Raw genomic sequence first — 13,764 nt, forward strand, 5'->3', positions numbered from 1 at the left:
TATCGGCTTATTTGACGGTCAGGTGCGTCTTCGATTGCGCTTCGTGATACTCGTCGTGGAACTCGTACGTGCCCGCCTTCAGCGGCCCGACCAGGATCTCGACCGACTTGCCGGCAGGCACGACCTTCTCCGCCTTGAAGTCGTCGCTTTCGAATTCGGCAGGCGTCGCATCGAGGTTCTTCACGACGAACTTCACCTTCTTGCCGGCCGGAATCGTCACACCGTCGGGCGAGAACTTGTGGTCCTTCAGCGTCAGGTTGACGACATCGTCGGCGGCGAATGCGGACGTTGCCGATGCGCCCAGCAGGGCCAGCGCAAAGCCGATAGCGAAACGGGTCATGTGCGTAATCAAAGGAAATATCGAAGGGAACCGATAGTAAGATCGATTCGCATTCCCAACTCGGAGTACCCACACTCGCCGCATGGAGATCGTGCGCCGGCGATGTGACGCGCGTGCGCTGGCGCAAGGCTTTCCGAGCGTTCCGCGTCAACGTGCGCGCGTCAATCGGGAGATGTTCGGACTGACGCGCGCACGCAAATGGCGATTCGTCTGATCTGCGCATGACAAATTGCTGTCGGCGACGCGCGCGTTGCGAACGGACTTGACCTTCCAACCATGGCAAGCTTCATGCTGAACTTGTTCGTCAATCGTCAACTCAGGAGAACACGATGGAATTCGAAGTCCAGGACATGACCTGCGGCGGCTGCGCCAACGCGATCACGCGCGCGGTGACGGCCGCCGATCCGGCCGCGAAGCTCGACATCGATGTGGCCGCGAAGACCGTGAAGGTCGAATCGGCGCAGGGCGTCGAACGCGTGCAGTCGATCATCGAGGCGGCGGGCTTCCACCCCGCGCTGCGCTCGGCCTGAGCCGACTCGAACGACGCGGGCGCGACGCCGCGCCCGCGATCGAACCGCTCGTCGGCCGGATCAGCGCAACCGGATCAGCGTCGACTTCAGCTCGGTGTATTTCTCGAGCGCATGCAGCGACTTGTCGCGGCCGTTGCCCGACTGCTTGTAACCGCCGAACGGGAAGTTCATGTCGCCGCCCTCGTCGTAGCAATTCACCCATACCGTGCCCGCGCGCAGCCGGCGCGACACGTCGTGCGCGGTCGTCAGGTTCGACGTCCACACGGCCGCCGCGAGCCCGTACTCGGTATCGTTCGCGATCCGCACCGCGTCGTCGACATCGTCGAACACGATCACCGACAGCACCGGCCCGAAGATCTCCTCGCGGGCGATCTTCGCGTCCGGCTTCACCTCGAACACGGTCGGCTCGACGTAGAAGCCGCCCGTCTCCTGTCTCACCCGCGCGCCGCCGGTCACGAGCGTGCCCTCCTTGCGCCCCGCGTCGATGTAGCCGAGCACGCGTTCGAGCTGAATGCCGTCGACGATCGCGCCCATCGACACCGACGGATCGAGCGGATTGCCCGGCACGTATGCACGCGCGGCCGCGACGAGCTTTTCGATGAACGCGTCCTTGATGTCGCGATGCACGAGCAGGCGCGAGCCGGCCGTGCACATCTCGCCCATGTTGTAGAAGATCGCGCCTGCCGCGGCCTGCGCGGCACGGTCGAGATCCGGGCAGTCCGGCAGCACGATGTTCGGCGACTTCCCGCCGAGTTCGAGCCATGCGCGCTTCAGGTTCGACTGCGCCGCGTATTGCATGATCAGCTTGCCGACCGCGGTGGAACCGGTGAACGCGATGCAGTCGACGTCGCGGTGCAGCGCGAGCAGCTTGCCCGGCTCGCCCGCGCCCGTCACGACGTTGAACACGCCGGCCGGAATGCCGGCCTCGTGGGCGAGTTGCGCAACACGGATCGCGGTCAGCGGCGACTTCTCCGACGGCTTCAGCACGACGCTGTTGCCGGCCGCCAGCGCGGGGCCGAATTTCCATGCGGCCATGAGGATCGGAAAATTCCACGGCACGACGGCCGCCACCACGCCGACCGGCTCGCGCGTGACGAGCCCGACCAGATGATGATCGGCCGGCGCGACCTCGCCGCCGACCTTGTCGATCGCCTCGGCGAACCATTCGACGCAATACGCGGCGCCCGGCACGTCGACCGTCGTCGTGTCGCCGATCGGCTTGCCCGCGTCGAGCGTCTCCAGCAGTGACAGTTCATCGAGATGCTCGCGCATCAGCGCAGCCCAGCGCAGCAATACCGCCTTGCGCGCGCGCGGGTTCAACCCGGCCCATACGCCGGCGTCGAACGCACGGCGCGCGGCCGCGACCGCGGCATTCACGTCGGCCTCGCCGCAGTCGGCCACCTTCGCGAGCACGCGGCCGTCGATCGGGCTCACGCAATCGAACGTGCCGCCGCCGTGCGCGTCGCGCGGCGCGCCGTCGATGAATGCGCGCCCTTCGATCGTGAGCGACGCCGCCTTGTCCTGCCAGTCAGCCAAAGTCAACTTGTTCATTCAGGATGCCTCAATGGTGTGGGCATTCGCGCTGCGGCACGCCGCACAACGGCTTCCTCGCCGGCGGCGAATGCGGTGATGCGCGGTCAGAAGGTCGCCGGCGAATTGGCCGACACGACCTCGCACAGCTGTTCCGCGCTGGGATTGCGAAAACGATGCGGCAAACGGCTTTCGAAGTAGTAACCGTCTCCGGGGTCGAGCAGCCACGTCGCGCCATCGACGGTGAGCTCGAGCCGGCCCGACACGACGATGCCGCCCTCGTGCCCCGCGTGCGCGAGCATCTCGGGCCCCGTGTCCGCAAGCGGCTGGTAGACCTCGCGCATGATGCACATGTTGCGATCCTTCACGCCGGCGCCGACGAGGTGAAACGCGAGCGCGTCGTTGCCGAGGTTCGGCATCTCGTCGCGGCGCGACACGACCGAGCGCGACTCGACGAGCTCGAACGTGAAGAACTCCGCGAGGCTCATCGGGATGCATTCGAGCAGTTTCTTCAGCGAGCCGACCGACGGGCTCACACGGCCCTGTTCGATCAGCGAGATCGTGCCGTTGGTCACGCCGGCCCGCTTCGCGAGTTCGCGCTGCGACAGGCCATGCTTGTTGCGCACGAAGCGCAGGCGCTCGGCGACTTCGGTGGACATCGATTCGGTTTCGGACACGATTTGGAGTGCGGTGAAAAAGTGAAACGACGCGTTGGGCGCATTCGGCACGTTCGGCAGCCGTTGAATATTCTAATCACTTTATGCCGCGCATCAGCGGGGAAAACCCTGAAAGGCGTTCGAAATAATGAACACCCGATGCTTCATTCCTTTTGCGAATCTTTTATTCGCAGTGCTTCGGGAAAGCCCTGACACGACACCGTCAAAAAACATTTGACGCCGTTTTTGGCTCGTATATGCTGGCTCTCAGGTCAGCGTCATTGGCCATTCATCGGCACCGAAAAACGTTATCGCAACGCAAAGATCGACGCCGATAGATGTAAAAGACGCCCGGCCCGGCACCTTGATTATTTTAAACGCCTCGCGCGCCGAAACGATCAGGTGTTCAATACTTTCAACAAACCAGTCGAGTGTAATCGTGAGAGTCCGTGGCCCTCTGGTGAGGTGGGATCGAGGCGATGCGCGAAGTTTGCGCAGCGCTGCTCCCGCTTCCGATGGCAGTTGCGGCTGGCATAGTCCTCGCCTGCTGCACCTGTCGATCTACACCATCCTGTCTCGTCGTTCCGTTCGGCGCCACAACGCCGTTTCCGCACGCGCATTCGTGGCCGTCGATACCGACGAAGTCGCGTCGCTGCTGCCATAGCGCCTCTCCTCCTTTTTTCGTCGTTCGTTTCAGTTCGCTGTTCGCCAGCCGCGCCACCCGCGCGGTGACGGAGCGCGTTCGCGCATCGATTGCTGCGTCGCGCAGCGCAACGAAACGGACGACGGCCTGACCGTCGTGCACAGCACGGGCCGCCCACGCGCCCGCGCGGTGCCCATTCACCAGCGGCCTTGCGCACTGCGCGAGGCTGCGGGGCTCGGTCGCGCCCGCGTTTTGACGGTTCGCCGCCATCGCGCACGCCCGAGCCTTACGGACAACTGATTGACGTCATGGAAAGGAAACCTCTCGTCGGCATTACCGCCGACTTCACGCAGATCGGCGCACATGCGTCGCATACGGTCGGCGACAAGTACGTCGCGGCGATCGTCGACGGCGCGCGCGCGTTCGCGATGGTGCTGCCCGCGCTCGGCGATCGCCAGTCCGTCGACGACGTGCTCGCGGCGGTCGACGGCCTGCTGTTTACCGGCAGCTACTCGAATGTCGAGCCGCACCGGTACGGCGGCGAGCCGAGCGCGCCCGGCACGAAGCACGATCCCGCGCGCGACGCGACCACGCTGCCGCTGCTGCGCGCGGCAATCGAGGCCGGCGTGCCGGTGCTCGCCGTATGCCGCGGCTTCCAGGAACTGAACGTCGTGTGCGGCGGCACGCTGCATCAGCGCGTGCACGACGTGCCGGGCCTCGCCGATCACCGCGAGGATGACGACGCGCCGATGGACGTGCAATACGGCCCCGCGCACGTCGTACACCTGACGCCGGGCGGCGTGCTGCACGCACTCGCCGGCGGCCGCGACGACGTGCGCGTGAATTCGCTGCACAAGCAGGGCATCGCACAGCTCGGTTCGGGCCTCACGGTCGAGGCCGTCGCGCCGGACGGGCTGATCGAGGCCGTCAGCGTCGCCGATGCACCGGCGTTCGCGCTCGCGGTGCAATGGCATCCGGAATGGCGGCATGCGCATGACCCGCTGTCGAGCGCGATCTTCCGCGCGTTCGGCGACGCATGCCGCGCGCGCCGCGACGCGCGCACCCGCGCCGCAGCCGCCGCCGCGCTCGCCTGAGCGCCGACCCACATAACGAGAACAGACATGCAAGACATCGAAGACTTTCTGAAGCAGCACCGGATCACCGAGATCGAAGCGATCATTCCCGACATGGCCGGCATTGCGCGCGGCAAGATCACGCCGCGCAACAAGTTCACGTCCGGCGAATCGATGCGGCTGCCGCAGGCCGTGATGGTGCAGACCGTCACCGGCGATTATCCCGAAGACGGGTCGCTCACCGGCGTCACCGATCCCGACATGGTGTGCGTGCCGGACACGTCGACCATCCGCCTGATCCCGTGGGCCGTCGATCCGACCGCGCAGGTGATCCACGACTGCGTGCACTTCGACGGTTCGCCGGTCGAGATCTCGCCGCGCTACGTGCTGCGCCGCGTGCTCGACCTGTACAAGGCGAAGGGCTGGAAGCCGGTGGTCGCGCCCGAGCTCGAGTTCTACCTCGTCGACATGAACAAGGACCCGGACCTGCCGCTGCGCCCGCCGGTCGGCCGCACGGGCCGCCCCGAAACCGGCCGCCAGTCGTATTCGATCGAAGCCGTCAACGAGTTCGATCCGCTGTTCGAGGACATCTACGAGTATTGCGAAACGCAGAACCTCGACATCGACACGCTGATCCATGAAGTCGGCGCCGCGCAGATGGAGATCAACTTCATGCACGGCGACGCACTGTCGCTCGCCGATCAGGTGTTCCTGTTCAAGCGCACGGTGCGCGAGGCCGCACTGCGCCACAACATGTACGCGACGTTCATGGCGAAGCCGATGGAAGGCGAGCCGGGCTCGGCGATGCACGTGCACCAGAGCATCGTCGACGAGGAAACGGGCCACAACCTGTTCACGTCGCCGGAAACGGGCGGCGCGACGTCGCTGTTCTACAACTACCTCGCGGGGCTGCAGAAGTACACGCCCGCGCTGATGCCGATCTTTGCGCCGTACATCAACTCGTATCGCCGGCTGTCGCGCTTCATGGCCGCGCCGATCAACGTGCAGTGGGGCTACGACAACCGCACGGTCGGCTTCCGCATCCCGCACTCGGGGCCGGCCGCGCGCCGCATCGAGAACCGGATTCCGGGGGTCGACTGCAACCCGTACCTCGCGCTCGCGGCGACGCTCGCGGCCGGCTATCTCGGCATGACGCAGCGCCTCGAGCCGACCGAGCCGCTCGTCAGCGACGGCTACGACCTGCCGTACGGGCTGCCGCGCAACCTGGAGGAAGGGCTCACGCTGATGGCCGCGTGCGAGCCGCTCGGCGAAATCCTCGGACCCAAGTTCCTGAAAGCGTATTTCGCGCTGAAGGAAACCGAATACGAAGCGTTCTTCCGCGTGATCAGCTCGTGGGAACGCCGCCATCTGCTGCTGCACGTGTAAGCGCGCGCACAACCGCATTACGGAAATACGGAGGAAACATGACTTACCGCAACGAATCCGCGTGGATCCAGCCCGCCGCACCGGCGGCACGCACGACGCAGGCGCGCTCGACCGCCGAATACCGCGCGCTCGACGCCGCGCACCACATCCACCCGTTCTCGGACATGGGCGCGCTCAATCGCGCGGGCAGCCGCGTGATCGTGAAGGCCGACGGCGTGTACCTGTGGGACTCGGACGGCAACAAGATCATCGACGGGATGGCCGGGCTCTGGTGCGTGAACGTCGGCTACGGCCGCAAGGAGCTGGCCGACGCCGCGTATCGGCAGATCCAGGAGCTGCCGTTCTACAACACGTTCTTCAAGACGACGCATCCGCCGATCATCGAACTGTCCGCGATGCTCGCCGAAGTGACGCCCGCCGGCTTCAATCACTTTTTCTATTGCAACAGCGGCTCGGAAGGCAACGACACGGTGCTGCGACTCGTGCACCAGTACTGGCGCGTCGAGGGCAAGCCGCAGAAGAAATATGTGATCTCGCGCCGGAACGGTTATCACGGCTCCACGATCGCCGGCGGCACGCTCGGCGGGATGGGCTACATGCACGAACAGATGCCGTCGAAGGTCGAGCACATCGTGCATATCGATCAGCCGTATTTCTTCGGCGAAGCGCAGCCTGGCGACACGCCCGAAGCATTCGGTCTCGCGCGCGCGCAGCAGCTCGAAGCGAAGATTCTCGAGCTCGGCGCGGAGAACGTCGCCGCATTCATCGGCGAGCCGTTCCAGGGCGCGGGCGGCGTGATCTTCCCGCCGTCGACGTACTGGCCGGAAATCCAGCGGATCTGCCGCAAGTACGACATCCTGCTCGTCGCCGACGAAGTGATCGGCGGCTTCGGCCGCACCGGCGAATGGTTCGCGCATCAGCACTTCGGCTTCGAGCCGGACCTGATCACGATGGCCAAGGGCCTGACGTCCGGCTACGTGCCGATGGGCGCGGTGGGCATCCACGAGCGCGTCGCGCGGCCGATCATCGAGCATGGCGAATTCAATCACGGCCTCACGTATTCGGGCCACCCGGTCGCGGCGGCGGTCGCGGTCGCGAACCTCAAGCTGCTGCGCGACGAAGGGATCGTCGAGCGCGTGAAAAACGACACGGGCCCGTACTTCCAGGCGCTGATGCGCGAAACGTTCGCGCGTCATCCGATCGTCGGCGAAGTGCACGGGCACGGGATGGTCGCGAGCCTGCAACTCGCCGAAGCGCCGGCCGAACGGCGCCGCTTCGCGAACGGCGGCGACGTCGGCACGATCTGCCGCGACTTCTGCTTCAACGGCAACCTGATCATGCGTGCGACCGGCGACCGGATGCTGCTGTCGCCGCCGCTCGTGATCTCGCGTCAGGAAATCGATGAACTCGTATCGAAGGCGAAGAAGGCCGTCGATGCGACCGCCCAGCAGCTGGGCCTTTCGTAACGACTTTGCCTACAGGCGTGCGGCGGGCGCCGCACGCCACCATAACCCAGGGGAATTCCACCATGCGTGCCTGCTTTCTTCGCCAAGCCTGCTCCGTCGCGGCCCTTGCCGCCGCAGCCGCGTTCACGTCGGTCGCCAGCCCGTCGGCGCACGCCGACGAACTGAACGTCTACAACTGGTCCGATTACATCGCGCCGGACACGATCCCGAACTTCCAGAAACAGACGGGCATCCACGTCAAGTACGACAACTACGACAGCGACGACACGCTGCAGGCGAAGCTGCTGGCGGGCAGCTCGGGCTACGACATCGTCGTGCCGACGTCGAACTACATGGCCAAGCAAATCCAGGCCGGCGTGTACCAGAAGCTCGACAAGTCGAAGATCCCGAACCTCGCGAACCTCGACCCGCTGCTGATGAAGATGATCGCGGATGCCGACCCGGGCAACCAGTACGGCGTGCCCTGGGCATACGGCACCGACGGCATCGGCTACAACGTGCAGGCCGTGAAGAAGGCGCTCGGCGACAAGGCGCCGGTGGACAGCTGGGCGCTCGTGTTCGACCCGGCCAACATGGAAAAGCTCAAGAGCTGCGGCGTGTCGTTCCTCGATCAGGCGGTCGACGTGTTCGCGGCCACGCTGCAGTACATGGGCAGGGATCCGAACAGCAAGAACCCCGGCGACTACCAGGCCGCATTCGAAGTGCTGAAGAAAGTCCGCCCGTACATCACGCAGTTCAATTCGTCCGGCTACATCAACGATCTCGCGAACAACGACGTGTGCGTCGCGCTCGGCTGGTCCGGCGACGTCGGCATCGCGCACCGCCGCTCGGCCGAAGCGAAGCGTTCGTACGACATCAAGTTCTCGAACCCGAAGGAAGGCGGCCTCCTGTGGTTCGACGTGATGGTGATCCCGAAGGATGCGCCGCACCCCGAGGCCGCACTGAAATGGATCAACTACGTGTCGGACGCGAAAGTCAACGCGGCGATCACCAACACGGTGTTCTACCCGACCGCGAACAAGGCCGCCCACCAGTTCGTCACGCCGGCCGTCGCGCAGGATCCGACCGTCTACCCGCCCGAGGACGTGCTGAAGAAGATGGTGCTGATGAAGCCGATGCCGGCCGACATCCTGCGCCTCGAGAACCGTCTGTGGGCACAGCTGAAGACGGGCCACTGATCAAGAAACCACGCGGCGGCGCACGCACCGGCTGAACCTCGGCTGACGCCCGCGCCACCGCGATCGGCGGACATCCGTCCGCACGCACGCCCTGTTCCATCCGGCATGAGCCGTTGCCCGCGAGTCGCGTTGCGCGCCTCGTGCGGGGACGCTCACGCCCGCAATCCGTGAAGAACGAATGGTGAATCCCATGCAATCCATGCAATCGATACCCTCTTCCGCTGCCGCACGCCAGACCCAACCGGCCGCCGTGGCCCGCTCGAAGAACGACGCGTTCGTGCGCATCGAAAACGTCGTGAAGAAGTTCGGCGACAGCACGGCCGTCGACAACGTGAATCTGACGATCGCGAAGAACGAACTGTTCGCGCTGCTCGGCAGCTCGGGCTGCGGCAAGTCGACGCTCTTGCGCATGCTCGCCGGGCTGGAGACGGCCACGTCCGGCAGGATCTTCGTCGACGGCGAAGACCTCGCGTCGCTGCCGCCGTACCGCCGGCCGGTGAACATGATGTTCCAGTCGTATGCGCTGTTTCCGCACATGTCGGTCGAATCGAACGTCGCGTTCGGGCTGAAGCAGGAGGGGACGCCGAAAAACGAGATCAAGGAGCGCGTGGCCGATGCGCTCGCGCTCGTGCAGATGAGCAAGTACGCGAAGCGCAAGCCGCATCAATTGTCCGGCGGCCAGCAGCAACGCGTCGCGCTCGCGCGTTCGCTCGTGAAGCGCCCGAAGCTCCTGCTGCTCGACGAGCCGATGTCCGCGCTCGACAAGAAGATTCGCCAGAAGACCCAGCTCGAACTGGTGAACATCATCGAGAAGGTCGACGTGACCTGCGTGATGGTCACGCACGACCAGGAAGAAGCGATGACGATGGCGAGCCGCCTCGCGGTGATGAGCGAGGGCAAGATCGTTCAGATCGGCACCCCCGGTGAAGTGTACGAATACCCGAACAGCCGCTTCTCGGCGGAGTTCATCGGCTCGACGAACCTGTTCGAAGGCCGCGTCGTCGAGGACGAGCCGGATCACATCTTCGTCGAGAGCGACGATCTCGAAGCGCGCATGTACGTGAGCCACGGCGTAACCGGCCCGCTCGGGATGCCGGTCGGCATCTCGGTGCGGCCCGAACGCGTGCACGTGTCGCGCGACAAGCCGGGCTCCCATCACAACTGGGCGCGCGGCGTCGTGACCGACATCGCGTACATGGGCAGTTACTCGCTGTATCACGTGCGCCTGCCGAGCGGCAAGACCGTCGTGTCGAACCTGCCGAGCTCGCACCTGATGCACGATGGTGCGCCGTCGTGGAACGACGACGTGTTCGTGTCGTGGTCGCCGGCAAGCGGCGTCGTGCTGACGCAGTGAGGACGCCATGATCAGAACTTCCGCTTCCACACCGCCCGCGCCGGTTTCGAACGGCGCCGCCGTCGCGACACGGCCTGCACCGCGCCGCAGCCGCTTCGCCGCGCTGTCGCGCTTCCTTCCGTCGGGCCGCAGCGTCGCGATCGGCGTGCCGTTCCTGTGGCTCACGATCTTCTTCGCGCTGCCGTTCGTGCTGGTGTTCAAGATCAGCTTCGCCGACCAGGTGATGGGGATCCCGCCGTACACGTCGCTCGTCGAGATCAAGGACGGCGTCGTGCACTTCGCGCTGCAGCTGTCTCACTACGCGTTCCTGCTGCGGGACGACCTGTACATCGCGACCTACCTCAGCTCGCTGAAGATGGCCGCCGTGTCGACGCTGCTGTGCCTGCTGATCGGCTATCCGATGGCGTACTACATCGCGCGCTCGGAGCCGGGCCGGCGCAACGTGCTGATGATGGCCGTGATGCTGCCGTTCTGGACGTCGTTCCTGATCCGCGTGTACGCGTGGATCGGGATCCTGAAGGACGACGGCCTCCTGAACCATGTGCTGATCGCGCTCGGCATCATCCACACGCCGCTGCGGCTCTATCACAGCGACGCGGGCGTCTATATCGGGATGGTCTATTCATACCTGCCGTTCATGGTGATGCCGCTGTACGCGCACCTCGTGAAGATGGACCTCACGCTGCTCGAGGCCGCGTACGACCTCGGCGCGAAGCCGTGGGTCGCGTTCACGCGCATCACGCTGCCGCTGTCGAAGAACGGGATCATCGCCGGCAGCCTGCTGGTGTTCATTCCGGCGGTCGGCGAGTACGTGATTCCGGAGCTGCTCGGCGGCGCCGACACGCTGATGATCGGCCGCGTGATGTGGGACGAGTTCTTCAACAACATGGACTGGCCGATGGCGTCCGCGGTGACGGTCGCGATGGTGCTGCTGTTGCTGGTGCCGATGGCGCTGTTCCAGTACTACCAGGTCAAGGAACTGGAGGAAGCGAAATGATCAAGCCGAGCAAACCGCTGTCGACGGGCGTCCTCGCCTTCGGCTTTCTGTTCCTGTACATCCCGATCATCAGCCTCGTCGTGTACTCGTTCAACGAATCGAAGCTGGTCACGGTGTGGTCCGGCTTCTCGCTGAAGTGGTATGCGGCGCTGCTGGACGACGACGAGTTGCTGACCGCCGCGTGGCTGTCGCTGAAGATCGGCCTGCTGACGGCGACCGCGTCGGTCGCGATCGGCACGTGGGCGGGCTTCGTGCTCGCGCGCTTCGGCCGCTTCAAGGGCTTCACGCTGTACACCGGAATGATCAACGCGCCGCTCGTGATTCCGGAAGTGATCCAGGGGATTTCGCTGCTGCTGCTGTTCGTCGCGCTCGAGCAGATGTTCGGCTGGCCGAAGGGCCGCGGGATGGTGACGATCTGGATCGGTCACGTGATGCTCTGCGTGTCGTACGTGGCGATCATCGTGCAGTCGCGCGTGAAGGAGATGAACAAGTCGCTCGAGGAGGCCGCGCTCGATCTCGGCGCGACGCCGCTGAAGGTGTTCTTCGTGGTGACGCTGCCGCTGATCTCGCAGGCGCTGCTGTCCGGCTGGCTGCTGTCGTTCACGCTGTCGATCGACGATCTCGTGCTGTCGGCGTTCCTGTCGGGGCCCGGTTCGACGACGTTGCCGCTCGTGGTGTTCTCGCGCGTGCGGCTCGGCCTGAACCCGGAAATGAACGCACTGGCGACGCTGTTCATCACCGCGGTGACGATCGGCGTGATCGTCGTGAACCAGATGATGATCGCGCGCGAGCGGCGCCGCGTGGCCGACATGAAGGCGGCGTTCGCAGCGGCCTGACACGACGCGCCCGCTCCCGATCGATCGATAACGAGACCGGCGCGCCGCGCGATGCGGCGCGCCCACGGAAACGCACTTTGACAGCCGCACGACTAGGAGAATCCGCAATGAAGAAGAAACTGATCTGCCTGCTGGTGGCCGGCGCGTTGCCGGGCATCGCGCTGGCCAGCTCGACATCCGCCGAAATCAAGGCGCTGCAGGCGCAGGTTGCAGCGCTGCAGAAGCAGATGAAGGCCATGCAGGCGCAGCTCGCCGCGCAACCGGGCGGCACCGCAGTCGCCCAAGCGGGCGCGGGCAGCGCGGCCCGGCCGGCCATCGTGGCCGCCGATCCGTCGTCGCCGGACTACGGCCGCGCACAGGCGACGCTGACAAACGACGAAGTCAGCGAAATGAAACAGCAGATCGCGAACCAGCAGTTGAAGGTCGACTCGCTGACGGACGCGGCCAACACCGGGCCGCTTGCGGGCCTGTCGGTCACCGGCTACATCGACCCGACCTACATCTACAACCGCGCGGCCGGCACGTCGTCGTTCCTGTTCGCGAACCACGAGAACGCGTACAACTATTTCAACAGCACGTTCGGCGACCTGTACCTCGACATCAAGAAGACCTTCGGCGTCGGCCCGATGGCGCCGTCGGCCGAGATCACGCTGATGCCGAACCGCGGCAACGGCATCACGCTGCTGCAGAACTCGCGCGGCTCGATCACCGACAACCTGCTGAATACCGCGGTCGTCAACGTGCCGATCAGCGCGACGACGACGCTCGTGGCCGGCCTGATTCCGAGCTTCGGCGGCTACGAAGTGCAGCAGTCGAACCAGATGCTCACGCTCACGCACAACCTGCTGTACGACTTCTCCGATCCGGGCAGCTACGTCGGCGCCGGTGCGAACTACACGAAGGGCAACTGGGCGTGGAAGTTCTTCGTAGGCAACGAACAGTACCGCACGTACGGCTCGGTCACGCAGACGGGCACCAATGCGCTCGGCGACCCGATCACGACCAGCAACAAGGTGCCGACGTTCACCGCGCGCGCGGACTACACGTGGTCGAGCGCGCTCGACATCGGCGGCTCGATCAACATCGGCCGGCAGACGCTCGGGAGCGCGATCGACGATCAGGGCGTCGTCCATTACGGCCCGGGCGGCGCCGCGCCGAGCGGCTATGGCACGTTCTTCTTCGGCGAAGTCGACGCGACGTACACGCTCGCCGACATCCAGTACAACGCCGAACTCGATTACGGCCAGCAGCAGCACGCGGCATACAACGGCGGGCTCGCGCAGTGGTACGGGCTGTCGCTGCTCGCGCATCGCAAGTTCAACGCGCCGGTGGTCGGCCGCATGGGCGTGACGCTGCGCTACGATGCGCTCGTGAACAGCAAGAACGGCGGCGGCGGCGGCGGCATCGCGCTGAACGGCAACGGGATGGATCCGTTCAACGGCTTCGGTGTCGACGCGGACTGTCTCGCGACGTCGAAGGCGAACGGCGGCCTCGGCTTCGACTGCAAGGGCGCGATCCGCCAGGACGTCGCGCTCGACCTGCTGTTCTATCCGACCCAGCAGATCACGGTGAAGGTCGAATACCGGCACGACTGGGCGAACAACAAGGTGTTCCTGCGCAACGACGGGTCGTACGGCAAGTCCAACGACCTGCTCGCGACGCAGTTCATCTATTCGTTCTGACGCAGGCCGCGCGCGGCGCCGTGTCGCAAGCACGGCGCACCGCGCCGTTTCAGCCGGCCGGCGCGTGGTGCGTCGCGCACCGCCGCCGGCCGT

13 protein-coding genes are annotated in these 13,764 nt (G+C 65.3%); 10 read left to right on the forward strand and 3 right to left on the reverse strand.

Annotation, left to right across the window (positions count from 1 at the left end; genetic code table 11):
• Nucleotides 1–7: 7 nt before the first annotated feature.
• Nucleotides 8–340 (reverse strand): cupredoxin domain-containing protein, encoded by a 333-nt coding sequence (locus WK25_RS14470; protein ID WP_006488047.1) that lies wholly within the window; start codon nt 338–340, stop codon nt 8–10.
• A gap of 329 nt (nt 341–669) precedes the next feature.
• Here WK25_RS14470 and WK25_RS14475 point away from each other — a divergent pair, with 329 nt between their 5' ends.
• Nucleotides 670–870 carry a heavy-metal-associated domain-containing protein gene (locus WK25_RS14475; protein WP_069241834.1) on the forward strand — a complete coding sequence of 67 codons (201 nt, stop codon included), beginning with the start codon at nt 670–672 and terminating at the stop codon, nt 868–870.
• A 60-nt stretch (nt 871–930) separates the two neighbouring features.
• On the opposite strand, the gene WK25_RS14480 is transcribed toward WK25_RS14475, so the two are convergent.
• Together WK25_RS14480 and WK25_RS14485 are read right to left on the reverse strand one after the other, a co-directional pair.
• A complete protein-coding gene (locus WK25_RS14480) occupies nt 931–2,421 on the reverse strand; it encodes an aldehyde dehydrogenase (RefSeq protein WP_059544602.1) in 1,491 nt (496 codons plus the stop codon).
• 86 nt (nt 2,422–2,507) lie between these two features.
• The gene (locus tag WK25_RS14485) at nt 2,508–3,059 is read right to left on the reverse strand and encodes a cupin domain-containing protein (protein ID WP_040144816.1); all 552 of its coding nucleotides are present in this window, start codon (nt 3,057–3,059) and stop codon (nt 2,508–2,510) included.
• Between the two features lie 436 nt (nt 3,060–3,495).
• Between WK25_RS14485 and WK25_RS32070 the strand changes: the two genes are divergently transcribed.
• The 9 genes from WK25_RS32070 to WK25_RS14525 all read left to right on the forward strand — a co-directional run bounded on the left by WK25_RS32070 (nt 3,496) and on the right by WK25_RS14525 (nt 13,671).
• Nucleotides 3,496–3,720 (forward strand): hypothetical protein, encoded by a 225-nt coding sequence (locus tag WK25_RS32070; protein ID WP_080294539.1) that lies wholly within the window; start codon nt 3,496–3,498, stop codon nt 3,718–3,720.
• A 287-nt stretch (nt 3,721–4,007) separates the two neighbouring features.
• Complete coding sequence (locus WK25_RS14490) at nt 4,008–4,793, forward strand: gamma-glutamyl-gamma-aminobutyrate hydrolase family protein (RefSeq protein WP_069241835.1); 786 nt, start codon at nt 4,008–4,010, stop codon at nt 4,791–4,793.
• A gap of 27 nt (nt 4,794–4,820) precedes the next feature.
• Nucleotides 4,821–6,158: a glutamine synthetase family protein gene (locus WK25_RS14495; RefSeq protein ID WP_069241836.1), complete on the forward strand. Its 1,338-nt coding sequence runs from the start codon at nt 4,821–4,823 to the stop codon at nt 6,156–6,158.
• Between the two features lie 38 nt (nt 6,159–6,196).
• The gene (locus WK25_RS14500; RefSeq protein ID WP_040142356.1) at nt 6,197–7,624 is read left to right on the forward strand and encodes an aspartate aminotransferase family protein; all 1,428 of its coding nucleotides are present in this window, start codon (nt 6,197–6,199) and stop codon (nt 7,622–7,624) included.
• 62 nt (nt 7,625–7,686) lie between these two features.
• Complete coding sequence (locus tag WK25_RS14505; RefSeq protein WP_040142357.1) at nt 7,687–8,802, forward strand: polyamine ABC transporter substrate-binding protein; 1,116 nt, start codon at nt 7,687–7,689, stop codon at nt 8,800–8,802.
• Nucleotides 8,803–9,001: 199 nt separating this feature from the next.
• Entirely contained in the window at nt 9,002–10,156 is a 1,155-nt protein-coding gene (locus WK25_RS14510) for an ABC transporter ATP-binding protein (RefSeq protein ID WP_040144818.1), read from the forward strand.
• A 10-nt stretch (nt 10,157–10,166) separates the two neighbouring features.
• The gene (locus WK25_RS14515; protein ID WP_069242008.1) at nt 10,167–11,153 is read left to right on the forward strand and encodes an ABC transporter permease subunit; all 987 of its coding nucleotides are present in this window, start codon (nt 10,167–10,169) and stop codon (nt 11,151–11,153) included.
• Entirely contained in the window at nt 11,150–11,989 is an 840-nt protein-coding gene (locus WK25_RS14520) for an ABC transporter permease subunit (protein WP_040142359.1), read from the forward strand. Before WK25_RS14515 ends, WK25_RS14520 begins: the two co-directional genes overlap by 4 nt.
• 107 nt (nt 11,990–12,096) lie before the next feature.
• Nucleotides 12,097–13,671: a DUF3138 family protein gene (locus WK25_RS14525; RefSeq protein ID WP_040142361.1), complete on the forward strand. Its 1,575-nt coding sequence runs from the start codon at nt 12,097–12,099 to the stop codon at nt 13,669–13,671.
• The last annotated feature ends 93 nt before the right edge of the window (nt 13,672–13,764 follow it).

The organism is Burkholderia latens, assembly GCF_001718795.1.
GTDB classification, from domain to species: Bacteria; Pseudomonadota; Gammaproteobacteria; order Burkholderiales; family Burkholderiaceae; genus Burkholderia; species Burkholderia latens_A.